Origin of the sequence: Parabacteroides acidifaciens, from assembly GCF_003363715.1 — a bacterium.
GTDB classification, from domain to species: Bacteria; Bacteroidota; Bacteroidia; order Bacteroidales; family Tannerellaceae; genus Parabacteroides; species Parabacteroides acidifaciens.
In genome coordinates this window covers 25,723-52,284 of the sequence record NZ_QREV01000006.1, presented here as the reverse complement: position 1 = coordinate 52,284, position 26,562 = coordinate 25,723, and the positions used below count along the sequence as shown (strand labels likewise).

The window sequence follows — 26,562 nt, the reverse complement described above, 5'->3', positions numbered from 1 at the left end:
CAACTTCATCCTTTCTTCATCTTCTTGTACTCCCTCGGCGGCATTCCCATCACCTTGCTGAAGAGGCGGGAGAAGTAGTAGGTGTCCTCGATTCCGATCTTATAGCAGACCTGGTTTATTTTCATGTCCGTGAAGTCCAACAGTTGGCAAGCCTGCTGGATTTTCAGCTGGTTGAAGTAGGCGAGTGGGGCATAGCCTGTCCGCTGGCTGAACAGGGCGGAGAAGTGGGAGGCGGAATAGCCCGTGTGGTCGGCGATCTTCTGCAAGGTCAGCCGCTTTTCGATGTTTTCCTTCATGAAATGGATGGCAGCCGTGACGATGTCGTTCTTCTCCGTTTCGTTGTGGGCGGCATCCCGGTATTGTTGCAGGTAGCGGAGTGTCCCGAGATAGTGGTAGAAGATGGAGCTGGCATATAGCAGGTTCTCGTGGCTGTAACCCATTTCGAGTGTCCGGAATATCTCTTCGAACATGTCGATACGGTTGCTGATGCGCGAGTGTACGCCTGGCTTGACTTCTACCGGGCGGGTATATTGCCGCGCAAAGTGGGAAGCCAGTTTTCCCTTGAAATGTATCCAGTAGATTGTCCAGGGATCTGCTTCATTTGCTCCGTAGGCATGCGGTTTCCCTGCCGGCAGTATGAAGTATTGGTTGGCGGTCACGGAGTGTTCCTGCCCTTCCGTCCGGTACCAACCGGAACCTTCCGTGCAGTAAATAAAGACAAATTGGGAGATCGGTTCTTCCCGTTCCCGGAAATGGTGCAAGGCTTTCGGGTAATATCCGATGTCGGTAATGTGCAGGATGGAAGAGATTGGGTCTTCTTCCATGTCATGGATAATGGATTGGGGAAGGACAAGTGCCCGTTCACCGCTGAAACCGTCTTTTCTTTTGATCATGGCTGATAGATTTAAGAATACTGCAAACTTACGATTAAAATCGGAAGATTGTCCATTGTTATAGACTTTTTATCTATTTTCCGTTTATACGGAAGTCCTTTACTTTGCATCATATCTTAATAACTGATTATCATGAAGCAAACGACAGCCTATTTATTACTGATCTGCCTCGTCTCGGCGATGGGGGGATTACTGTTCGGTTACGACTGGGTCGTGATCGGAGGAGCTAAAATCTTTTATGAACCCTTTTTCCATCTGGAAGGTTCGGCCGCTCTGCGCGGGTGGGCGATGAGCAGTGCGTTGATCGGATGCCTGGCGGGTGCTTTGCTGTCCGGCGCGTGGAGCGATCGCTACGGGCGTAAGAAGATGCTCATTGCGGCATCCTTCCTTTTTGTCGCTTCGGCTGTGGGGACAGGAGCGGTGGACAGTTTCTTCTGGTTTGTCGTTTATCGCATTATAGGAGGTTTCGGCATCGGTATTGCCTCGAATGTCTCTCCGGTCTATATAGCTGAGGTGTCTCCTGCTTCCGTTCGCGGAAAGTTTGTTTCCCTCAACCAGTTGACGATCGTGTTAGGTATCCTGATGGCGCAGTTGGCAAACTGGCAGATCGGGGAGTACTTTACTGCCGGCGGGGAAACATTAAGCGCCGGGAGCATCGAATGGGCCTGGCGCTGGATGTTCTGGGCCGAACTGATCCCGGCAGGATTATTCTTCATCCTCTCTTTCGTGATTCCCGAAAGCCCCCGGTGGTTGGCTACGGCGGGACGGACAGCCGAGGCCGGAAAAATCCTGGGACGTGTGGGCGGAACGGAATATGCCCGGCAGACGCTTTCCGAACTGGGACAGTTGAACGGGGATAAGAAAGAAAAAGCCAACTGGGGAGCCTTGCTTCAACCCGGTGTGCGCAGTGTGTTGGTGATCGGGATTGTCCTGGCCGTCTTCCAGCAATGGTGCGGTATCAATGTGATCTTCAATTATGCGCACGAGATATTCTCGGCTGCCGGTTATGCCGTGTCGGATGTCCTGATGAATATCGTGGTGACGGGTGTGACGAATGTGGTCTTTACGTTTGTTGCGATCTATACGGTGGACAAATGGGGACGGCGTACGCTGATGTTTGTCGGTTCGGCGGGCTTGGCGTTGATTTATGCGATTCTGGGGACTTGCTATTTCTTAGGCATAAGCGGCTGGCCGATGCTGTTGCTGGTTGTGCTGGCGATCGCCTGCTATGCGATGTCGCTGGCTCCGGTGGTCTGGGTAGTCCTTTCCGAGATATTCCCGGTCCGCATACGTGGTATGGCGATGGCGCTCTCCACCTTCTTCCTTTGGGTGGCCTGCTTCCTGCTTACCTATACCTTTCCGCTTCTGAATGAGGCGGTCGGCGCCTCGGGTACGTTCTGGCTGTATGGCGGGATCTGTCTGGCAGGCTTCCTCTTTATACGGGCACGGCTTCCGGAAACCAAAGGAAAGACATTGGAAGAACTTGAAAAAGAATTAACGAAATAACTTTAGAATATGGCAGAGAATGTAAAAGTTTGGGAAGAAGATATCCTTCTCCCCACCTATGGCATCGGTAAACCGGAAAAGAACCCGATGTTCCTGGAAAAACGTGTTTACCAGGGAAGCAGCGGGGTGGTATATCCGTATCCCGTGATTGAAAAGATTGAAGATACCTGCGAAGACAAGTCTTATCATGCGGTCTATCTGGAGAATGAATATATAAAGGTGATGATCCTGCCGGAATTGGGCGGACGTGTGCAGATGGCGTACGATAAGATCAAGGAGCGCCATTTCATCTACTACAACCATGTGATCAAACCGGCTCTGGTCGGCCTGACAGGTCCCTGGATCTCCGGCGGCATCGAGTTCAACTGGCCGCAGCATCACCGCCCCAGCACCTTCCTCCCGGTGGACTATTCGATCGAGAAACGCCCCGACGGCAGTGCGGTGGTCTGGGTGAGCGAGCGGGAACGGATGTTCCACCAGAAGGGGATGGCGGGCTTTACCCTGCGTCCGGGACGCGCCGTGCTGGAGATACAGGGCAAGGTTTATAATCCGACTCCCCTGCCGCAGACATTCCTCTGGTGGGCGAATCCGGCGGTGGCGGTCAACGAACATTACCAGTCTGTCTTTCCGGGCGATGTGAATGCCGTGTTCGATCATGGCAAACGTGATGTTTCCCGTTATCCGATTGCGACCGGAACCTATTATAAGATGGATTATTCGGCGGGCGTCGATATCTCCCGTTATAAGAATATTCCGGTGCCCACTTCCTACATGGCTATCCGTTCCAAGTATAATTTTGTCGGCGGTTATGAGAACGATACCCGTGCCGGCGTCTTGCATGTCGCAAACCATCATATCTCTCCGGGTAAAAAGCAATGGACTTGGGGGAACGGTGATTTCGGGCAGGCCTGGGACCGCAACCTGACGGATGCCGACGGCCCTTATATCGAGCTGATGACCGGTGTCTATACCGACAACCAGCCCGATTTTACCTGGCTGCAACCGTATGAAGAAAAGACCTTCACGCAGTTTTTTATGCCCTACCGGGAATTAGGTGTTGTCAAGAATGCTTCTTCCGATCTGTTGATGAATATCGAACCGGAAGGAGAGGTGTCCCGCCTGAAGATATTTGCCACTTCTGCACAGAAAGGGTTGCACATCGTGGTTACAAAAGAGGGAGAGCCGGCGTTGGATATCGTCCGTGACGTCACCCCTGAAACAATCCTGGAGGAAGAAGTACCGGTCAGAGACCTGGCAGGCATAAAGGTGTCGGTTTATAGTCCCGGAGGGAAACTCCTTCTCGGTTGGGAACCCGAACCCGATGAGATCAAGGAAGTACCCGAACCGGCGAAAGCGGCTCTCGATCCGAAAGAGATCCGGACGACGGAGCAGCTGTATCTGACCGGACTTCACCTCGAACAATATCGCCACGCGACATATTCCGCCACTGATTACTATGAAGAGGCGCTCCGCCGTGATCCGGGCGATGTGCGGAATAATAATGCGATGGGCCTGTGGCTGATCCGTAAGGGACAGTTTGCCAAAGCCGAACCCTATTTGCGTCGGGCGGTGAAGACGCTGACGGAAAAGAATCCGAACCCCTATGACGGCGAACCGTTGTATAATCTCGGGCTCTCCCTGAAATATCAGGGTAAAACGGAAGAAGCGTACGACTATTTCTATAAGGCTTGCTGGAATGCCGCCTGGCAGGATGCCGGCTATTATTCGCTGGCACAACTCTCCGCCGCAAAAGGAAACTGGGAAGATGCGCTATATGAAATAGATAAATCCCTGCTCCGTAACTGGCATAACTTGCGTGGACGTCATCTGAAAGCGATTGTTCTCCGTCATCTCGGACGTACCGATGAAGCGCTCGCTCTGATCCGCGAATCGCTAACCATCGACCGTTTTAATTTCGGTTGTAGCTTTGAAGAATATTTGCTGACGGAGAAGAAAGAGGTCCTGGACGATCTGGTGCTCCGGATGCGTCGGGAAGGTCATAATTATGAGGAACTGGCCCTCGATTATGCTTCTGCCGGCTGCTGGAATGAAGCCTTGAAGGTGGTTGAGGTAGCTTGCGAAGCGGTTACAACGGGACGGACCATGCTCTACTATTACAAGAGTTGGTTCCTGCTGGTGTCGGGTCGGATGAGAGAGGCGGAAATGGCAATCTGTATCGCCGAACATCAGCCGGCCGACTGCTGTTTCCCGAATGTTTTGGAAGCGATTCTTGCTCTTCAGGCTGTGGTCCGTTTTGCAGAATTTACTCCCAAAGCGTATTATTATCTGGGTAACCTGTGGTACGACAAACGACAGTATGCCGAAGCTATAGCTGCATGGGAAAAGTCGATAGAGCAGGACGATACCTTCCCGACAGTCCTCCGCAACTTGTCCCTGGCATATTTCAATAAGCTGGGCAAACAACAGGAGGCGGTCGCCTTGCTCGAAAGAGCCTTTAAACTGGATATACGGGATGCCCGTATCCTGATGGAATGCGACCAGCTGTATAAGCGCCTGAACCGTCCTCATGCCGATCGTCTGGCCATATTGGATAAAGTCAAGGAGACGGCTTTTTCCCGCGACGACCTCTATCTGGAATATGTCACCCTGCTCAACCAGTCGGGACGCTACGAGGAGGCGATCCGCATGATCGATGCCCGCCGTTTCCATCCCTGGGAAGGTGGAGAGGGGAAAATCCCTGCACAATACCAACTGGCGCGTGTCGAACTGGTGAAAGCCTGCCTGAAAGCCGGAGAGAACGAAAAAGCATTGGCACTGATCGAAGAATGCTTCGTCTATCCCCATAATTTGGGAGAAGGTAAATTGTATGGGGCCCAGGAGAACGATTTCAATTATTATAAAGCTTGCGCCTTGCAAGCATTGGGACGTGAGGCGGAAGCGCATGACCTGTTCCTGGCCGCAAGCGTCGGCAATAGCCAGCCGGCAGCCGCCATGTATTACAACGACCAGAAGCCGGATAAGATTTTCTACCAGGGATTGGCGCTTCGCAAGCTTGGACGCGAGGAGGAGGCCCGCAGCCGTTTCAACCGCCTGATCGATTTTGGGGAAAAGCACCTGTTCGACACCTTCAAGATGGATTATTTCGCCGTCTCCCTTCCGGATCTCCAGATTTGGGAAGACGATATGGACAAGAAGAACCGCATCCACTGCAACTACCTGATGGGCCTCGGCCACCTCGGTCTCGGCCATCCGGAAAAGGCAGAAACCTATTTCAGCATCGCCGCCGAAATGGACAACAACCACCAGGGAGTACAGATCCACCGGCAGATGATAGGAACGGTATAAACAAATATATCAATCACTTAAACAGATAAGATTATGAAACTGCGGAATAGCGTGTTGTTCCTGATGTCGATAGGATTGCTTTCCTTGATGTCTTGCCGGATGGGACCGGCCGAACTGTCTTTGGCGGGTGAGTGGCAATTTGCTTTGGACCCGGAAGATATAGGTGTGAAACAGGAATGGCAGAATAAAGAATTGGGAGAAACGCTCCGCCTGCCGGGTTCCTTGCAGGAACAGGGGAAGGGGGAAGATATCAGCCTGGACACGAAATGGACGGGACAGATTGTCGACAGCTCCTGGTATAAGGCCCCCGAATATGCCAAGTACCGCCAGGCAGGTAATATCAAAGTCCCTTTCTGGCTGAACCCGGATAAGCATTATGTAGGTGTCGCCTGGTATCGGAAGAAAGTGCATGTCCCGGACGGTTGGGAGAACCGTCCGGTCATACTGGACCTCGAACGGACGCATTGGGAAACCACTCTTTTCCTGGATGGCCAAAAGGTAGGGTCGCAAAATTCTTTGCAGACGCCTCACCGTTATCTCCTGGATGGATTGAAAGTCGGTGAACACACCTTTACCCTGCGGGTGGATAACCGCCTTTACGTCGATGTCGGCATGAATGCGCACAGTGTTTCCGACCATACGCAAAGCAACTGGAACGGGATTATCGGAGAGATGAAACTGTCTGCAAAGCCATCCCTTTATATCGAATCCGTACAGATCTTCCCGGATATAAAAAAGAAGCAAGCGCAGGTACAGATCCAATTAAAAGGCTCGGCAGATGCAGGCGCATCTACCGTTTCATTGCAAGCCGTGACGTTTGACGGCAAACCTGTCGGAAACCCGGTGCAGTCGGCTGTTGAGCCCGGAAAAGAGAATGAACCGGTTGAAATGACTGTCGATATGGGAGAAGAAGCCGGGCTTTGGTCGGAACATACCCCCAATGCCTATAAGATGAATGTTTCCGTTCAGTCTTCCGGCGGGACGGATGAAGCCTGTTACGACTTCGGCCTCCGTGAGTTCAAGGCGAACGGAACCCGTTTTGATGTCAACGGACAGCCCGTTTTCCTCCGGGGCACGCTGGAATGCTGTATTTTCCCGCTGACAGGCTATCCCGCCATGCAGCCTGACTATTGGGCAAAGATCTATCGTACCTGTAAGGAATATGGCTTGAACCATGTCCGCTTCCATTCCTGGTGTCCTCCGGAAGCCGCTTTCCATGTGGCGGACAGTATGGGAATCTATCTGCAGGTGGAATGTGGGGCCTGGGCGGAGGTCGGCAGCGGCAAACCGCAAGATCAATGGCTGAAGGAGGAAAGCGACCGTATCCTGAAAGCATATGGCAATCATCCTTCGTTCTGCATGATGGTGTATGGGAATGAACCTGCCGGAGCGGATCAGGTGGCTTATCTGTCCGGCCTGGTCGATTATTGGAAAAGTAAGGACTCCCGTCGCGTTTATTCCAGTGCCGGCGGATGGCCCTATGTCGGGAATGCCGATTACTGGAATGCCCCTAATCCGCGTATCCAGGCTTGGGGAGCAGGTCTCAGGAGTATTATCAACAGGGAAGCCCCGCGAACGGATTATGACTTTGCCGGTATCATCCGGCAGGATATGCCGACTGTCAGTCACGAGATCGGCCAGTGGTGCGTTTATCCGAACTTCAAGGAGATAGAGAAATATACGGGCGTACTGAAAGCCAAGAATCTGGAAATATTCCGGGAAACCCTGGCGGAAAAAGGAATGGCTGATATGGGAGAAAAGTTCCTCTACGCCTCCGGCCGCCTGCAGACTCTTTGTTATAAGGCGGATATCGAAGCCGCCCTGCGTACCCCGGGCTTTGCCGGTTTCCAGTTGCTCGATCTGCATGATTTTCCCGGACAGGGGACGGCGCTTGTCGGTGTGCTCGACCCCTTCTGGGATGATAAAGGATATGTGACGGGCAAAGAATACAGTACGTTCTGTAACGGTACCGTTCCGTTGATTCGTTTTCCGAAGATGGTCTGGTTGAATAATGAGGTGCTGGAAGTCCCCCTGGAAATAGCTCATTTCGGAGAAAAGGCGATGCCCGGTGCAACAATCCGCCTGTGTATTTCGACGATGGATGATGAACTGCTGGAACAACGTTCTTTCACTTGTGACCTGCCGCTTGGCAATTGCATACCGGTCGGTACAGCTCGTTGTGACCTGTCTCGTTTTAAAGAGCCTGTCCAGCTACTCGTTTCGGCTCAGGTTGAGAACACGGACATACGGAACCAATGGCATATCTGGGTTTATCCCGCGGAAAAGAAGTCAATAGAGAAGTTGCCGTATATCACGACCCGTCTGGATAAAACGGCGCAGGACAAGCTGAATAACGGTGAATCCGTTTTGCTGTTGACCTACGGAACCGTTCCGCCGGAAAAGGGAGGCGATATCGCTGTCGGTTTCTCCAGCATCTTCTGGAACACTGCCTGGACACGCGGACAAGCTCCGCATACACTCGGCGTTTGTTGTGATGCGAAACATCCCGCACTGGCCGCTTTCCCGAATGAAGGAGTGAGCGATTATCAGTGGTGGGACCTGGTGAGCCGTTGCGATGCCATGATCCTGGATGACTATCCGGAAGTCTTCCGCCCGATTGTCCATATCGTGGATGACTGGTTTACGAACCGTAAACTCGGGATGCTCTACGAAGCCCGTGTCGGCAAAGGCAGACTGCTGGTTTGCAGTGCCGACCTGCAAAACGATCTGGCAAGCCGTCCGGCAGCCGCCCAGTTCCGGCAAAGCCTCCTGGAATATATGATGTCCGGGCAGTTTAACCCTAAGCAAGAGGTGGAAATCGATAAGATAAGATATTAAAGTCCTAACTCCCTTGTCCCCGCGCTTGACGCGGGGCCGCAAAAGAACAGGCCGTTTATACTGCCGGTTCTAATGCGATCCCGCGTCAAGCGCGGGAACGGGGAACTTTGCTTCCTAAACAAATAAACAATAAATAGACATGAAACGACTCTCACTGTTATTGATCTCCCTCTTTGCTTGTCTGGTGGTACAGGCAGAGGAGTCCGGGCGAATGGACCTGTCCGGCCTGTGGCGCTTCCAACTGGACCCGATGGGGTTTGGCAAGACACCCGGATCGGAATTGTATTTAAGTAAACTGACCGAAACGATCACTTTGCCCGGCTCTATGGATGAAGGAGGCAAAGGCATTCAGAATATAGTGGCGCATGTGGACCGCCTGAGCCGTAAGTTCGAATACTGCGGGCAGGCGTGGTACCAGCGTGAAGTGGTGATCCCGGAAGACTGGAAAGGGAAGGAAGTGATCCTTTCGCTGGAACGCTGCCATTGGGAAACGGCTGTCTTCGTGGATGGCGAACCGGTTGCGACCGATGAACGCCTCTCCACCCCGAACCGTTTCATTCTGACTAAACAGCTGACGCCCGGCCTGCACACGCTGACCCTGTGTGTCGATAACCGTCTGAAATATCCGATGGACCAGTGGACACACGGAACGACCGAATATACGCAAACAAACTGGAACGGGGTAGCCGGACGGATGGAACTGATCGCTAAACCGTCTTGCTATATTGAAAAGTTGGATATCTATCCCGATACCGAAACCGGGAAGGTAAAAGTCAGCTTTGCCTTCCATACTGCCGGAAACCCGGTAAAGGGGACCCTCACGCTTCACATCCGTGAAAAGGGTGGAAAAGGGGTTTGCCGGGCGGTAGTGCCTGTCGCCCTGTCAGGCGCCAGCACGATCGAGCACGAACTCGCGTTAGGCAAGGATATGAAACTGTGGGACGAGTTTTCCCCCGCTCTCTACGATCTGACGGCGACGCTCGATACGGAAGCCGGTGAAGACCTGCGCTCGTCTGTTTTCGGTATGCGGCACGTGGAACAGGGACGCCATCATGTCCGCCTGAACGGCCGCGATATCCACCTGCGCGGTGTTCTGGACTGCTGTGTCTTCCCGATCACCGGCTATCCGGCTACGGATGTGAAGGAGTGGAAGCGTATCATGGGTACGGTGAAAGATTACGGGATGAACCATATCCGCTTTCATTCCTGGTGTCCCCCGGAAGCCGCTTTCGATGCGGCCGACGAACTCGGACTCTACTTGCAGGTGGAACTTCCGATGTGGATCAAGGATGTCGGCCGATACCCCGCCCGCCGCGACTTCTTCGAGAAGGAGATGTATGCCATTCTGGACGAGTATGGCAACCACCCCTCCTTTATCCTCTACTGTAACGGTAATGAGAACGAAGGCGACTTCGCTGTGCTGGAAGACCTTGTGAAGAAGGGACAGGCTTACGACCCCCGCCATCTCTATTCCGCCTCCACAGCCCGTACACACGTCAAGGCAGACCAGTATTACGCCTCCCATGTAGCCGCCAATGTCGGGGATAAGAACCGGCGCTGGATCACCGTCTACGAGGGCAAGCCCTCCACCGATTGGGACCTCTGTGAGGAATCGGCCATCGACGTGCCGGTCATCGCCCACGAAACGGGCCAACGCTGCATGTATCCGAACTTCGAAGAGATGAAGAAATACACCGGCGTGCTGGAACCCCGTAACTTTAAAGTGTTCCAGGATCGTCTTGCCCGTAACGGCATGCTGCACCAGGATGACGAGTTCTTCCGGGCAACCGGTGCGCATACCGTCCTTCAGTATAAGGAGGTGAACGAAGCCCTGCTGCGTACCTCCACCTCCGGCGGCTTCCAGCTGCTCGGCCTTTCCGACTTCCCGGGGCAGGGAAGCGCCTTCGTCGGTATCCTGGATGCTTTCTGGGAGAGCAAGGGATTGGTGACGCCGGAAAAATTCCGCGAGTCATGCGCTCCGGTCGTCCTTCTGGCACGTCTTCCGAAACGTATCTATACAAACAATGAAACCTTCACTGTAAAATTGGGTGTCTATCAGTTCGGTCCCGAAGCGATCCGCAAGGGACAACTCGCCTGGCAGCTCGAGGGCGAAGCCGGCGATATCGTCGGAAGCGGTAAGATCAGCCACAAGGAGATCCCGTTCAGTACGGTTGACTCCCTGGGGGTGGTCAATATCCCGTTGGATAAAGTCACTGCCGCCGGAAAATATACGTTGAAGGCGCGTATCGCAGGCGGTGTTTGCAATGAATGGGACATTTGGGTCTACCCGGCTGTGAAACAACCCGCATCCGAAGGATATACATACGTTCGCCAATGGGAAAAGGCTAAGGAGTTGCTCCTGAAAGGCGAAAACGTCCTGCTGGTTCCGGATAGTTGTGCCGGGCGGAAAGCGCATTTCGCCAGCCATTTCTGGAATCCGATCATGTTCAACTGGAAACCGATGATCGTCGGAACCTGCATTGATCATCAGCATCCCGCCTTTCGCGACTTCCCGACCTCTTATTATGCCGACTGGCAGTGGTGGGACATCCTGAACTACGCAACGGCGGTGGATCTGACCGATATGCGCACGTTGACCCCCGTTATCCAAAGTATCGACACCTACGAAGTGAACCGTAAATTAGGAATCTCGTTTGAAGCCAACGTTGCCGGTGGTAAATTGTTTGTCCTTTGTGTCGATCCGGAGAAGGATATGGAAAAACGTCCGGCCATGCAACAGCTGTTGACATCCGTCCGCAACTATGTCGCCTCCGACCGTTTTGCCCCGTCTGTATCTTTGCAACCGTATGAGCTGGATGCCCTGTTCGACTACAGCAAGATCCATCGTGCGGAAACCCAATCAGGCGAAGCGATTAGGCAGCTATTAAACCAATAAACCGTACCTTTGCTGAAGAAAAGATAATATCGATTCAATACACATGAAAAAGGAATTTTGGATAAGTAGTATAAGCGCATACCTGTTGGTCGCTTGTAGCGGGAATGGATCACTGCCTGTCGTCCCTTCGGACAGTGATTTGCAGTTTGATAATCTGGCGCAGACCTGGGATGAAGGTATTCCGCTTGGGAATGCCACTGTCGGGGCTTTGGTCTGGCAGCGCGATTCGGCTTTGCGTCTTTCACTGGACAGGACGGACCTGTGGGATTTGCGTCCGAGCGATAGCATCTCGGGGCCGAACAACCGCTTTGCCTGGGTGCGCGAGCAGGTGCGGAAAGGGGATTATCTGCCGGTGCAGCAGAAGTTCGACTGGCCGTATAATGCATTGCCCGCGCCTTCCAAGATTCCGGGAGCAGCCTTGGAATTTCCGCTGAAGATGGGGAAGGTTTCTTCGGTACATCTTTATCTCAATAATGCACTTTGTGAGGTCGCTTGGGATAGCGGGACGAAGCTGAAGACCTTCGTGCACGCGTCCGAACCGGTCGGATGGTTTGTGTTTGAGAACCTGCCGGATACTGTTTCGCCGGATATTGTCGCTCCCCGCTATAATAACCCCGATGAGGTTGCCAATGATAATTCGCATGCCGGTCCTGCTTTGGCCCGCTTGGGATATAAGCAGGGTACTACGCGGAAGGATGCCGGTACGGCTACTTTCCATCAGGAAGGCTGGGGCGGATTTTCTTATGATGTGGTGGTTCGTTGGGAACAGAAAGGCGGAACTCTCCGGGGTGTATGGAGTTTGACCTCTTCCCTTTCGGAAGACCGGGCTGAGAAGGAAACCGCCGATGCTATGAAGAGAGGCGTCGAGACCGATTATCGTTCGCATATGGGATTTTGGCGTGACTATTGGGCACAGTCGTCCGTATCGCTGCCGGACACTGTTTTGCAAAAGCAGTACGATAACGAAATGTACAAGTTCGGTTCTGCCGCCCGCGAAGACTCCTATCCGGTTTCTTTACAGGCTGTTTGGACAGCTGATAACGGGATGTTGCCGCCCTGGAAGGGAGATTATCATCATGATTTGAATACGCAGTTGAGTTACTGGCCTTCCTACATCGGGAACCACCTGCAGGAAGAGATGGGCTATCTGAATACCTTGTGGAACCAACGCGATGTTTATAAGCAATATACCCGTCGGTATTTTGAAACGGACGGCATGAATATACCGGGTGTTTGTACCCTGACCGGCGAGCCGATGGGCGGTTGGATACAGTACTCCATGTCTCCGACAGTCGGAGCCTGGTTGTCCCAGCATTTTTATCTGCATTGGAAGTATTCTGCCGATCGTGTATTCCTGAAGGAACGTGCTTATCCGTTCTTGAAAGAGGTGGTAACTTTCCTGGAACAAATCTCCGAGGTCGGTGCAGACGGCGTTCGCAGATTGCCGCTTAGTTCCAGTCCGGAGATCTTTGATAACTCGATCGATGCCTGGTTCAAGAATATGACAAATTACGACCTTGCCCTGATGCGTTTTGCTTTCGGTGCAGCCTCGGAGTTAGCTTCGGAACTGAACCTCACGGATGAGGCGGTCCATTGGAAAGCCGTCGGTGCCGAACTCCCTGAGTTTGCGCTGGATGAAGACGGCGCGTTGGCTTTTGCCAAAGGTTTCCCTTACAATCAATCGCATCGCCATTTCTCGCATGCCATGTCTATCCATCCGCTTGGTCTGATCGACTGGAGCCAGGGTGAGAAGTCCCGGCAGATCATAAAAGCAACCTTGAAGAAATTGCAGGATATCGGTCCCGATTACTGGTGCGGTTATTCTTACAGCTGGTTCGGTAATATGAAAGCCCGTGCTTTCGATGGTGAAGGGGCTGCCCGCGAGCTTCGCACTTTTGCCGAATGTTTCTGCCTGCCCAATACGTTCCATGCGAATGGCGACCAGACGAAGAGCGGAAAGTCCAAGTTCACCTACCGGCCTTTTACGCTGGAAGGTAATTTTGCTTTTGCCGCCGGTATTCAGGAGATGTTGCTTCAGAGTCATACAGGTATTATCCGTGTATTCCCGGCTATCCCGGCATCGTGGCAGGATGTCTCTTTCAATAAATTGCGTGCAATGGGAGCTTTCCTGGTCTCGGCCGAGAGAGAAGGAGGCAGGCTTCGGCAGATCCGAATCTATCCGGAGCAGGGAGGAACCTTGCGACTGGCGATCCCCGAGGGAAGCAAAATCAGTTTCGTTTCCGGAAATAAAGGTGAGAAACAGGAGCAGGATGGTATCCTGACTCTGGAAACAGGTAAAGGAGAGACGTTGACTATTGGATTTTGAGGGGGCTTATTGTAAAAAACGTCTTGAGAACCTCCTTTAGAGGCTTCGAGAAGTGTCTCCCAGACGATTGTTTTCCGGTCAAAAAAGCGCTTTCGGACCGGTTATTTTAGTGAAATATGCAATTTTTCTAAAAGACGACCGTCCTAATCGCCACCGCGACCGTACTAATAGGTAGTGCACTCGGCACCTCGCGAAGATTAGGACGGTCGTAACGGCGATTAGGACGGTCGTAATGGAAAAGAGCTGCCTGTTTACTGAAAAATACCCTCCGAATCCTTGCCATATTCCTGTCCCTTCCCCTTCATGCTTTCAAATATTCGATTCTCCGGGAGTTAAGCTTTATCGGAATGTCGGGAAGTCTCTGCTCCGCTTTGACAAATGTCACCTTTTTTGAACGGGCTGCGCAGGCCGCCGGTCCGTTTGTCACGAAATGTACTGTTTTGATAGCGAAAAGTCAAATTGAAATCGTTCATTTTTTGAGGTGAAATAGAAAAATAGGGGGTTATTGTAAAAATACCAACAAAAGATTACCGGAATAATAAAGGAAATAAGAGAAAGTATTTGTAATATTGTATCCGGTGTTTGTTGGTCACACCGGTACGGGATAAGAATTATATGAATAGAATAGTTATGCGATTGCCCTGTTTTTTCCTCATATTATGCAGCTGTTTAATCATGGCATGCAACAGCTCTGTCGATCCCTCTTTTTCCCGCGAAGAGACTTTAACTCCAGAATTAAAGCCTTTGCGGGGGATAGCCGGTTCTGTGATAGTAAAGGTGAAGCCTTCTTTTTTGATTCTTCATAAGACGTTGTCGCAAACGGATAGTTCAGACGGTGTCTCCTTTATTGCTGATTCGTTATATGTGACAGATGCTATGAACGCAACTTCCGGCTTAGTTCCTAATGGGGCGGAGTATTATGCTGATCCTGATATGAAGCGCGTGTATGTCAATGACAGCCGTGTTGTGTTCTGTTATGGATATAAGAAACAGATTGATTTCATGGATTTCAAGTTTAACCTTATCAATCGGGTGAAGTTTGAATTTGCAGCCCCTAAGCATATCGATTTGAGAAGCCGGGAAGACGTAAATTTAAGTTATATCTGTAGTTATTTAGGTAAGCGCTATTTCTATACGTTGTATTTGGGGATTTCATCGGACAAGCGTACGTACCTCTCTTCCCAGGGCACTTTTCTTGAAGTATATGATTTAGACGGGAATCCGGTCATCCGATACCTTTTGAATGGAGGGTATCCTGTCTACTTTGCAGTAGATGAGAAAACCTTTACGCTATATGGACCTCGAGCCTACGACGATCCGGAGGATCATATGCTTGTGTACAAATTGAAAGGATTAAAGAATAGTGCAGGTACCAACAAAATGTTATCGAAATAGTATGGAAATAAGGGAGGGTTTTTGTATCATTGCATCTACAAAAATAACACATATGAGAAAACACTTTCAACTGCCAAAAACAATCCCATATCTTTCCTCTGTTACAGGAAGCCGAAACCCTTATGGACAGTCGGCCGGACAGTTCGTTGTGCCTGCTGTAGTCCGTGTAGTCTCCGGAAAACCTTTTGGCGGTAGAATATGCCACCTGGTGTTTGCTGGTCACGCAGGCTATAGGTTCGTTTGTCACGAAATGTGCTGTTTCGATAGCGAAAAGTCAAATTGAAATCGTACCTTTATTGTGGTGAAATAGAAAAATAAGGGGTATTACAAACTGGAAATGTTAAAAACTAAAGAATATGAAGTATACATATATATTGATAAGTTTCCTTCTATCATTGACGTTACAAGCTAAGGATAAAGAATTAGTGATCGATATGACTCAGGCCAAAGTTGGCGATATCCCCTTAAGCAGAATTGTATCCAAACTGGAATATATTCCATTGGAATTGACAAAAGAATCTTTATTGAAAAAGCCTTCTGTTTTTTTGACGGATCGATACATTATTACGTCTGAATTTGCAGGGAAAATATGTTTGTTTGACAGGAAAAGTGGTAAGTATCTTCGTCGTCTCAGTCAAGAAGGAGGTGGTCCTGATGATTATGCACATCTTATGACAAATTGCACATTGGATAAGAAAAGAAATGTTTTTTATGTGGATATATGGAAGGGATGGAGAGGAATAGATATAGAAACCAATAAGTGCGTGAATGAGGTCATAAGACCTAAATATCGCTACGAAAAAGAACAGAAATATCAACAACTCATTAATAGTCTTTACCCTTACAAAAACGGTCTGTACATGGGTTTGGCTAATGACGAACTGGCCAATGACCATTGTGCACTTTATGTCTTTAATAAAGACGGGGAGGTTTTGAGGGTTATAGATAATGGTCTTCCGGTTCCGGAATGGCACGGGGGAAAATCTTCCTGTTATAATTCGGGGCGGTTTCAGAAAGTAGGTGATAAATTGTATTTTAACGGGGCATCAGATAATGATACCGTTTATTTGGTGGAAGAAGAACGTTTGGTTCCCGCTATTATATTTCATTTTAACGAGACATTGGGTAAAAAGTCTGAAGTCGGAACAGTGGAATTCGGAGCCGGTAATATAGAAACGGTTCAAAGATATAAAAAAGGCTATTTGAGTTATTCTTCTATTTCTCAAACTAACCGGTATGTCTTGTTTAATAGTATGGAATGGGAGGGATTGAGTTCAAATATCAGTTTTTCCAATTATTATGATAAGAAAACAAAGCAATTGTATAGTTGTAAACGTGAAGGAGAAAGATGCGGGTTTGTGAACGATATAGATGGATTAGGTACTTTTTTTATGCAACGATTAGATGGTAATAAGCTGGTTGGCTTGTTGATGCCGGAAGAACTTTTAGATTATATGGAAACTCATAAGGATGTGAAGTTGAGTTCGACCGGAAAGAAAATATTGGAAAATCTTCAATTCGATGATAATCCGGTCGTGGTGATCGCTACATTGAAAGAGTAATAATCAAAAGAGGGATGCGTCAACCCCCTGCCTATAGCATTTAGCGGTTTTTGACACATCCCCGATAAGTTGTTGTAAATCGCAGGTCCTTAATAAATGGACTCCGGTCTTTCCCGGGAACCTGTTTGTCCGGTGGTCAGAAGTTGCCGGATGGTAGCGGGAGATGTCTGTTGGGACGGGTTGAATGCACCGGATTTCATATATTCCACGAGGCTGTACAACAATTGCTTCTTTTCTGGATTCTCGGCTTGTTCGCGGAGCAGGTCCATACTGCATACGATCAGTTTGCCGTTCAGGCAGTTCGTCTCGAACAGGTTGGTCAGGCGACGGTTGTTGGCAAAGTTGTCCACGCATTCGACAAGAGGGGTGACTTCCGTGTACAGGCTGTCGATGCAAAGCGTTTTCGATTGTGTCGTGAGTCTCCACCATTGCCAGTCTGTGTGTCCGTCAGTCGGGAAACGGGCGAATGCCGGGTGGGCCGGGTCGAGCAACAGCCCCATTGTTCCGGCCTGTTTGGGGAAATGCACAGGACTCCAAAAGACGGGGACGAATTTCCCTTCCAATCCTTTTAAAGATTCGTAAGGAGGGTTGAATAATACTTTCTTCCCTTCTTGCAAGGCTTTTTCGGCAGTGGCGAGGCGGTCTGTGACGACAATATCCCCTTTGTCGACGGACAAAGATGCCGGATAGACCCATATCTTCCATTCATTTGTGCAGGAACTGCCTCGTAATGTAGCCGTCAGGGTCAGCTCTTTTGCCTCTGTGACGGCATTCAACGGGCAACGGATGTTACCGACCGGGCTGTTTTCTCCGACAGGCAACGGGCGTGCTGGAAATTCTCCCTGGGCAATCGCCTTTCCGTCCCGTCCGGCCAGCTTCCAGTCGATAACGGCATCCTCGATTACGCTATTGCTGTAGTTAACCATTTCGATGCCTGCCTCGAACTCTTCGGCGGATGTATAGACCGCTTTGGCGAAACGGGCCAAGGGGGTGACGGGGGCGCAAAACTGGCGGAATGTAGCCGCCTCGGTTACGCCTTTGCTTTCCCAAAAGGCATTCAACAGTCCGACAAGGGCCGTTCCCTGTCCGGGGAAGTCGTGCAGGTCGAGCAGTTGGAAACCACTGATTCCCGGAGTCTTCATGGCTCTTTCGATCTCTTCCTTATACAGCAGGGCTGCCAGCCGGCCTGTTGCCATCAGGTAGTCGTCTGCCTTGCCGAGCAGTCCCTTCTTCTCGAGGTCTTCTTTTACGCCTTTAAAGTTTAGCGGGTCCAGTACGCCGGTATATTTTTCGATCTCTTTCAGGTCGGGATAGACGGCATATTGACCAATTTCGTGTGTGATCAGGGGAACATCCATCCCTTCGACAGAGGCGGAATAGTCTTTGTCGAACCGGGGGGATTCCGTATTGAACACGCCTTGCCCGCGCACCCATCCTTTCCGGGTCCATTGCGTGATGAAAAAGTCGTCACCGGCTTCCGGCCAGTCGCCGTGTCCTCTTTCGAATGTGAAGGAGGTGGTGGTATAAAGATGACGCGGGTCTTTCTCTTTGACATGATTCAGGAGTGCGCCTAAGAACTCGAAGTCATATTGAAGTTCGTTCCCCAAGCTGAACAGGCAGAAGGAGGGATGGTTGCCGTATTCTTCCAGTATGCGGTTCGCCTCGGCATATAAATAGGGGGCACGTTCATCCTTCTTTAAATTGGTCGACCAGAGCGGAAGTTCCACCTGAAGATAGAAACCGAGCGAGTCCGCCACTTCGAACGCCGCTTTTGGCGGGCACCAGGAATGGAAACGGAGATGATTCAGTCCCCATTCGCGTGCAGTCTTGAACACCTTTTCCCATCCTTCGTGTTCCATCGGGGGATAGCCGGTCAGCGGGAAGATACAGCATTCCAACGTCCCGCGAAGGAATATCTTCCGGTCGTTCAACAGCAGTGCCGGTCCGTTCTTCTCCAAATCCCGGAAGCCGAATTTGATTTCCCGGGAATCTTTGCAGGGATCTGTTTCGAGGGAGGCCCGGAGCGTATAAAGGGTGGGCGAAAGTTCGTTCCATACCTGGATATCGTCTTTGATTGGGCAAACCTGGTCGATAAGGTTTTCTCCGGACTGGAGCGTTACGTGTTGCTGTATTTGTGTTGCAGGCCCTGTTGCCGTTTTTATGTCGGTTGTCAGTGTGCCGGTGGTTGCGGCTCCCGCGTTGTTTATTTGGCATTTTATCCTTACTTGCTTGTTTTTGTAGTCGGGATATGCCTGCAGGTTGCGGATCGATATGGCATCTTTGGCTGTCAGGGATATTTCCCCGATGATCCCGTTCCACATGATCTGTGTCTCGTTCGTATAGGCATGTGCCATGTCGCCTGCCGTAATATCATATCGTTTCCGGTTATCGACGCGGACCGTTATTTTGTGTTTTCCGGGAGTCAGATATTCTGTGAGGTCGTACAGATGAGGGGCGACCAGGCTTTCCTGCATACCTTCGACTCGCTTTCCGTCTACCCAGACGGATGTCTGCCAGATCACCCGTTCCAGCTTGAGCTCGACGTTTTTTCCGTTCCAACCGGAAGGTATGTCGACCTCTTTGCTGTACCAAGCGGGCCCGACGTAGCTGTTCTTGCGGGTGAGATGCAGGACCTGCGGCTTCTGGAGGGCAGGCTTTAGTTTGTTGGGTATCCCGTATCCGGCATCGTCTGTCGTACCGGGGAGCTGGATGGTGTTGGGGAGGGTTTGCGAGTACCAACCTTCGTTTATTCCGGTGTCGGTGCTGTCTAAGGCAAACTCCCATTTCCCGGCCAGGGAGATGTGGGAAGGATTGTTTGAACATGAAAACAGGCAGGTAAGGAGGCCTGTCAACAAGATGTAGATATTTATTCGTCGCATAAATTAGAGATTAGAATTATCGTGTGCAAATAAAGGTATTTGTCTTGTAATAAAGATAGACTAAATATGGATTATGATGGAGAATCTTTTTATTGTTTTCGTTTGTGGAAAGTATCAAAATGTTTTTTTTGTTTCAAGAAACGTTGTTTCTTGTTGCGAACGGTGATTTTTTGTTCAAGAAGAGGTTCCGCTTGATACAAAATGATTTTTTTACACCCGGAAACGCTGTTTCTGGCTTCAAAAAACAAAATTTACAGCAAGAAACGCCTCCGCTGGTCGCAAATTTTGTTTTTCGTACCAGGAAACGGCGTTTCTTGTTGTAAAAATTCTTTTTTATATCGGAAACTTACCGGATAGCCGGCATATTGGCTTCTGTCGGCCAGTATGGATTCTGGTAAATGGGAGAATCTTCTATATTTCCGGTGCTCGATGTAATATCGAAATGCTGGATATTATACGGAGTCAGGTAATGTGCCATTGACCATCTATATCCGTCTTTTGCAATATTATTGTTGACTTTCTCGTATGGGCGCAGGTATTTGCTGCGTGTCGGTTCCGAAACGTTTGATTTCTGATTGTCCATACCATAAACCAGTTGCGACGTGCCGTCTTCGTTTTTATACCAGTTTTGCATTTCGCCCCAGATTTTGAATCCTTCAATGTGGTAAGGAGTATTGATCATCTGGTCCATGGCTCTCCAACGGCGCAGGTCCATATAACGCAATGCTTCCGCCATCAGTTCGCAGCGGCGTTCGCGGCGGATGTTGTACAAGGTCGGGTTCACCAGTTGTCCGGCGGAGTATGCTCCCCAGTCGTTCAGCGCTTCTTTGCTCATGTCTGTTGCGGCGATTGTCTTGTTATAATCCGGATCGATATGGGAACGTTCGCGGATCTGTCTCCAATAGTTCTGGGCTGTTCCGTCCAATGCTCCGTCTCTTTCGTAGCAAGCTTCTATGTAGTTGAGTAAGGCTTCCGTGCCACGGAATGCCACCGCTCCCGTATAGTTAAGCGTATTATCGCATTGCTTCCGATCATAGCTACCGCCCTTGCGTAAAGCGTAACCGGTGGAGTATCCTTTTTCAGGGTTACTGTTCAGGATGACCGGATAGGGTTCGATAGGCACGGCCATGTCTCCTCCCGCTGCTTCAAACAGGATATTCTTTTGTCCCGGTTCTTTGAGGAAGATCGAGAGGCGCGAATCACGGTCTTTACGTACGTCGGCGATTGTTTCATCTCCCTGGTAACCGCTATTGGCCGAATAGATCGGCAGGCCGTTGGCCATCAGGAAACCTTCTACCATACCACGTGTAAGTCCGATCCCGTAGTTGCCGTGCTGTCCTGCTGTCACTACGTTGTGCGTAACCCCAAGAGCTTTGCTGTACGGACGCCACAACAATACTTCGCTGTATTCGGACATATTTTCTGCTGAAAACATATCCATATAAGGGTTGGCGGCTTCTGCTGCAGATTGCTGTACCAAGCCTGTGTTTTCAACCAATGTGATTGCGTCTCCCACTGCTTTGGCCGCTTCCATCGATTGAGTCAGGAAATAGTTGATTTCTTTGTCGATATCTCCTGTCGGGAATTGATACCCCGCATTGTACTCTTTGCTTTTTCCCGGCCATTCCGGTCCGTTAGGGACAAACGCTGTGTTCTTGAAATATTTCAACCAGGTACCTTCGAACAGGGCAACACGCGATTTAAGCAACAGAGCGGTTTCCTTGTTGATGCGTGTTTTGTCGGTGCCTTTGCCTGATCCCATCAGCATGATTGCCGAGTCGAGGTCGGAAATGATGAATCGTGCCACTTCATTACGGGGTGAGCGTTTGCTGGCATCCGCCAGCGGTTCCATCTGGTCGGGTACCGTGTTGCGTACGATCGGGAAATCGCCGAACATCTGGTAACGCTTGAAATATTCGTGTGCACGGAGGAAGTATATTTCCCCTATGTATTGGCGGATTTTCGTATCGTCTCCCGAAAGTGTTTTCCCGTTGTAGTGCGGCAATACGTTTTCGAGGAAATAATTGCAGCTATAGATGAACTTGAAACGGTAAGAGTCGTCGTCCATTTTTTGCGATTGTTTGGTCTTCCATTGTCCGGGAATGTACCGGTCGTTATAATCGAAGCTTGCCTGGTTATCGGTGTCTTTGTCTTCGCCGAAAATACCGTAGCCGTAACCATGCCCGGGCAGTATGTCTTTATACAATCCGTTTGCATAAGATGCCAGTTGCGATTCTTCTACCAGGTACTTGTCCGGTGAAATCGTAGCTTGGGGTTCCTTGTCCAGAAAGTCGTTGCAGGAACTGAAAACCGTGATCAGTGCGGCTCCGGCTACATATTTGAATATATTGATCTGTTTCATGATTCTGTTTGTTTTTGTTATAAAGTTACACTTATACCGAAAGATATCGTTTTGGATAATGGATAAGCATTACCGTTTTTGTCGGTGTCATCACCTCCTCCGATAGTCTCAGGGTCGAACATTTTAGCCAGTGATGTCCCGGTCCACAAGTTTTCTCCGGAGACAAATACCCGCAGTTTCGAAACATAGAACTTATGCGTCAGGTTTGCCGGCAATGTATAGCCTAACTGGACGTTCTTCAAGCGGATATAAGCGGCATTTTGCAGATAAGCTGTCTGTTTCTGTCTGTTTTTGCTGGAGTCGAATACGGGACGGGGATAATAAGCGTCTAAATTGGCCGGCAGGTCGTTTGACGCTTCCGCGCGGAAATAGTCTGTATGTTCTACAAAACCGGTCGAGTGCCAAAGGCTGGTTACACCCCAGAAATAAGAACTGCCCTGCCAGTAATCGCGTTTCATCACTCCCTGGAAGAAGGCGCGGAAATCGAAGCCTTTGTAATCAGCGCTCAGATCCAGGCCGAACAGGTAACGGGGCGTGTTGTTACCGATCTTTTTCATATCGCCCATGTCGTCGTACTTGTTACCGCCGTTATCGATTTTACCGTCTCCGTTCAGATCCTTGTACATGATGTCACCGGCATCCCAATTGGTTCCCAGCGCATTTTGTCCGCCGTTCGGGAGTGAGGCCAAGTGTTGGTCTATCTCTTCTTTCGATTTGGCAATGCCGATCGTTTCGTATCCGTAGATATCGCCCATCATCTGGCCGGTCTGGTATTTGTCCAGCGTATTGGTCGGGTTCGGATAGCGGGTGATTTTGGTACGGGCATCGGAAAGGATAAATTTGATTCCATATCCCAGGCCGTTCTGCAAGCGGTCGTTCCAGCTGATATCCAGATCGAAGCCGTATGTCTTCAAGTCGGTATTGTTCGTCTTGGGGACTTCCAGGCCGAGGATGTAAGGCAATTCGGGTGCCGGGCCTACCATGTCGAGCGTCATGCGGTTATAATAATCGAATGAACCGGTCAAACGGTTGTTGAAGGCTCCGAAGTCGAAACCGATATTCCAGTTGCGTACGCGTTCCCAACCTAAAGAGGAGCTGATAAGGCCCGGGACCTCTGCCGTATTGGGCTTCATTCCGTTTTGCAACCATTCGCCGTTACTTGCTTTTACCGTCAGTACCCGGTAAGTCGGATACCATTCTTTGGTGTTCTGGTTTCCTAATTCACCATAAGAACCGCGTATTTTTAGTGTGCCTACATAATCGGCTACGGGTTCCCAGAAGCTTTCGCGTGCAATGTTCCATCCCACAGAGAAGGAGGGGAACCAATTCCAGCGCTGTTCTTTACGGAAACGGGATGTTCCGTCGTAACGCAGGTTGACTTCTGCCAGATATTTACCCTGGTAGTCATAGTTGATACGGCCGAAGAAACCGGCTGTAGACCAGGCGTAGCGTGCACCGTTCGTACTCGGGGTGATCGTATTTCCGTAATAGTCCTGTCCGGTTGTAATATCGACTTCCGGTTGTCCCGGGACGATGATGCCGTTACGTTGCAATCCGAATTCGGTCTTCTTTAACTGTTCTGCCTGGAAACCGACCATCCCCTTGAAATTATGTCCGGATTCGAGGCTATGGGAGTATTCCGTGTAAGCGTTGATGTTCATGTAGTTCTCTTTGAGCTGGTCTTCATGTACATTGGAGCTTGAATCGTATATATACGGGTTTCCGTGGACATCGTGGTTATACAGGTATTGTTTGTCCCAATGGCGGTTGGCCGACATGATCCTGTAATTGAAATCGACGTGGGTAATCCAGTTTTTGACCGGTTCCAGAATCAATGAGGCCTGCTGGTAGACGTTGTCGGTCTGGGTTTTGTCGCGTCCTCCGTCTCTCAATCCCAGGGCGGGAGAGGGTGAAGAGTACATATAGCCGTTATCGTCATATACCGGCAATGTCGGCCATCCCTGTCTCGCAAGGTCCCTGAACAAGTCGCTTGTCAAAGCCGAAGGGCGTCCGAAATCTTCGCGGGTGAAACGGTTGCTGTAATTGAGCTTCGCCCAATCGGTCAATATGACATTGATTTTGGCTGTTGTCGTATAACGGTTGTAAGTATCCTGATTGAACTCCATCAAACCATTTTGATCCAGATAGTTCATGGAGAGATAGTAGTTGATTTTTTCCGAACCGCCGTTCAGGCTCAGATTATGCTCCTGCGAGAAAGTGTGGTCGCGGTAGATCGTATCGTACCAGTCTGTATTGGCGTTACCGGCGGTGTAGCCGTCATACCAGTAATCCCCGTTTGCGAGGCTGACCGTAGATATTTTACCGTCTCGATAATCTTTGATACGTTGCAAATGTTCCGGTTTGAAATAGGCCCCGTCGCCTTTATTGAAGCAAGCATCGTTGTAGAATGTGGCAAAGGTGTAAGAGTCCATTTGCTTCGGCATCTTAACCGGGCTTCCCCACCGGAAATTATTGTTGTAGTTGACGGTCGTTTTGCCGGTTTTTCCGCTTTTGGTTGTTACCAGGATAACACCGAACGGTGCACGTGAACCGTAAATAGAGGAGGCTGCCGCATCTTTCAAAACAGAAATATTTTCTATATCCTGCGGATTGATGGAGTTGATATCGGCCTCCATACCGTCGATCAATACCAGCGGCCCGCCTTCTGATCCTTCACCAATGGTACCGGTACCTCGGATGTTCATGTCCATCTTTTTATCCAGCGTACCGCTTGTGGTTGAGATTTGTAAACCCGGAACCATGCCCTGCAATGCTTGGACTGCGTTTTGGACGGGACGGGATTCCAACGCTTCCGCACTGACCGTGCCGACTGAGCCTGTCAGGTTAACTTTCTTTTGTGTACCGAAGCCGACAACAACGACTTCATCCAGTTTTTGTGTGTCTTCTTCCAGAGAAATTTTCAGGCTTGCCTGTCCTGTGAATTTGATTTCTTTGGTGACATAGCCAATGTACGATATCTGTATGATATCCCCGTTTTTTACTCCTTCCAAGATGAACTGTCCGTTCATATCGGTCATAATGCCATTTGTGGTGCCTTTCACCACAACGCTCGCTCCGGCCACCGGGCCGAAGCTATCTTCTACCACTCCGGTGAGTTTTCCACTTTGTTGGGAAAAACCAACATTCTGTTGTTTGGGCATCATCTCTGCGTGGCTGACAGCAGGATAGCTTAATGCGCCGGCTAACAAGATTAGACTGATCGGCTTAAAGTTTTTCAACATACTTCATGTGTTTAATTAATAAAGAAATTAGATATATCTTATTTTGTTTGTTGCGATATTTCATTTGAATAGATTCGTTATATATCTGGAATAGTACTTCTTGTGTCATCTTGAATTTTGTGCAAAGTAATGCTATTATTGATTTGGGTGGAATGGATTAATTTATTATTAGAATGGATTATATTCTGGATGTGTGTGAATGGGTGTGTTTTTACATATATCTGGATATTAGTGTTATATATACGTTTTGTTCAGATGTGTAGCAAATAAAAGGATTATATTATAATAATGTACGATAGGTGTAATAACTGAAAAACAGCCTTTTTTAATTGCTTAAATATGTATATATTTAGGAATATAATGATGGAAAGAATGATATAAAACGGAATTAATCCGACCGGTTGATAGGGGTTGGATACTTTTTCGGAACCGGTGCTTGTTTTAATTTTTTGTTAACTTTGTTCAATCAATAAATGCAGCGTTATATGAAACAACCGTCTGAACAATCATTATGGGAAATGCTGGAAGGCATAACTGAAAACCTGAAGCATAAACGTCTGGCAGATGTGTTCCGTTTTGTTTCTTTCCGGCCGTTTGATACGTTTGGCCCGCACAAGCACTTGCGTATCGAGATCAACTATGTGAAGAAGGGGAATTGTATCCTGCACTTGGAAAATGAGAGTATCAGTTTTAGTGAGAATGAGATGATGGTGATCTGTTCCAATGTCGAGCATACGTTTGAAGCGGGTTCGGAGGAAACGACTCTGATGCAACTTGAATTTCTGCCTGAAGTCTTTTCTCGCTTCAATTCTCATGAGCAGGAACCGGCAAATGAATTGACGCCGGTCATAATCTTTTCAGAGGAGAACCGGTTGATTAAGATCGTCAATAATGTCCGTATCATGCGTGCCGTACAGTGCATCGTGAACGAAATGAATCAGAAGAGTAAGTATTATCAATATCTGGTAGTCATGTATTATGCCGAATTGCTGATTTTGATTTACCGTTATCTGGATGAAGCTTATCTTCCGATTTGTGCAAATGATTCGTTAAAAAGAGCCATTTTATATATCCGCCAGAATTATCAGTCCGATATCACGATCAGTGATGTGGCTTCCCGGACAGGGATAGGGGAGCGTTATCTGCGTAAGCTATTTTCCCGGTATCTTAATCTTTCTCCTTTGGACTATCTGAATCAAATACGGATTAACAAGGCCATAGAGTTGTTGCGGAATACGGAGATGTCCGTTAAAGAGGTTTGCTTTGCTTGTGGTTTCCAGTCTCCTCAATACTTTTCCCGTATCTTTAAGCGGCAAATGGGGATTTCTCCGCGTGAAGTGACAAAATAGCCAGAGCC

At 49.5% G+C, this 26,562-nt stretch carries 12 protein-coding genes; 8 read left to right on the top strand and 4 right to left on the bottom strand.

The genetic code is table 11. From position 1 onward, the window contains the following. Positions 1–5: 5 nt before the first annotated feature. Entirely contained in the window at positions 6–893 is an 888-nt protein-coding gene (locus DWU89_RS04125) for an AraC family transcriptional regulator (RefSeq protein WP_115498415.1), read from the bottom strand. A gap of 132 nt (positions 894–1,025) precedes the next feature. Here DWU89_RS04125 and DWU89_RS04120 point away from each other — a divergent pair, with 132 nt between their 5' ends. The 7 genes from DWU89_RS04120 (at position 1,026) to DWU89_RS04090 (ending at position 16,722) form a co-directional block, all read left to right on the top strand. Beyond that, positions 1,026–2,399 carry a sugar porter family MFS transporter gene (locus DWU89_RS04120; RefSeq protein WP_115498414.1) on the top strand — a complete coding sequence of 458 codons (1,374 nt, stop codon included), beginning with the start codon at positions 1,026–1,028 and terminating at the stop codon, positions 2,397–2,399. 9 nt (positions 2,400–2,408) lie between these two features. Continuing rightward, on the top strand, positions 2,409–5,705 hold the full coding sequence (locus DWU89_RS04115; RefSeq protein WP_115498413.1) for a DUF5107 domain-containing protein: 3,297 nt from the start codon (positions 2,409–2,411) through the stop codon (positions 5,703–5,705). Between the two features lie 33 nt (positions 5,706–5,738). Next, positions 5,739–8,543, top strand: coding sequence for a sugar-binding domain-containing protein (locus DWU89_RS04110; RefSeq protein ID WP_115498412.1), 2,805 nt, complete (start codon positions 5,739–5,741; stop codon positions 8,541–8,543). 139 nt (positions 8,544–8,682) lie between these two features. Beyond that, the gene (locus DWU89_RS04105; RefSeq protein WP_115498411.1) at positions 8,683–11,439 is read left to right on the top strand and encodes a sugar-binding domain-containing protein; all 2,757 of its coding nucleotides are present in this window, start codon (positions 8,683–8,685) and stop codon (positions 11,437–11,439) included. A 43-nt stretch (positions 11,440–11,482) separates the two neighbouring features. Continuing rightward, positions 11,483–13,765, top strand: coding sequence for a glycosyl hydrolase family 95 catalytic domain-containing protein (locus DWU89_RS04100; protein ID WP_115498410.1), 2,283 nt, complete (start codon positions 11,483–11,485; stop codon positions 13,763–13,765). 675 nt (positions 13,766–14,440) lie between these two features. Next, positions 14,441–15,160, top strand: coding sequence for a hypothetical protein (locus DWU89_RS04095; RefSeq protein ID WP_115498409.1), 720 nt, complete (start codon positions 14,441–14,443; stop codon positions 15,158–15,160). Between the two features lie 356 nt (positions 15,161–15,516). Continuing rightward, positions 15,517–16,722: a 6-bladed beta-propeller gene (locus DWU89_RS04090; RefSeq protein ID WP_115498408.1), complete on the top strand. Its 1,206-nt coding sequence runs from the start codon at positions 15,517–15,519 to the stop codon at positions 16,720–16,722. A gap of 89 nt (positions 16,723–16,811) precedes the next feature. Here the strand turns inward: DWU89_RS04090 and DWU89_RS04085 are convergent, their stop codons facing one another. The 3 genes from DWU89_RS04085 to DWU89_RS04070 form a co-directional block, all read right to left on the bottom strand. Then, entirely contained in the window at positions 16,812–19,601 is a 2,790-nt protein-coding gene (locus DWU89_RS04085; protein WP_115498407.1) for a sugar-binding domain-containing protein, read from the bottom strand. 346 nt (positions 19,602–19,947) lie between these two features. After that, the gene (locus tag DWU89_RS04075) at positions 19,948–21,963 is read right to left on the bottom strand and encodes a RagB/SusD family nutrient uptake outer membrane protein (protein WP_115498405.1); all 2,016 of its coding nucleotides are present in this window, start codon (positions 21,961–21,963) and stop codon (positions 19,948–19,950) included. Between the two features lie 17 nt (positions 21,964–21,980). Continuing rightward, the gene (locus tag DWU89_RS04070; protein ID WP_115498404.1) at positions 21,981–25,205 is read right to left on the bottom strand and encodes a SusC/RagA family TonB-linked outer membrane protein; all 3,225 of its coding nucleotides are present in this window, start codon (positions 25,203–25,205) and stop codon (positions 21,981–21,983) included. 485 nt (positions 25,206–25,690) lie between these two features. Here DWU89_RS04070 and DWU89_RS04065 point away from each other — a divergent pair, with 485 nt between their 5' ends. After that, positions 25,691–26,554 carry a helix-turn-helix domain-containing protein gene (locus tag DWU89_RS04065; protein WP_187574915.1) on the top strand — a complete coding sequence of 288 codons (864 nt, stop codon included), beginning with the start codon at positions 25,691–25,693 and terminating at the stop codon, positions 26,552–26,554. The last annotated feature ends 8 nt before the right edge of the window (positions 26,555–26,562 follow it).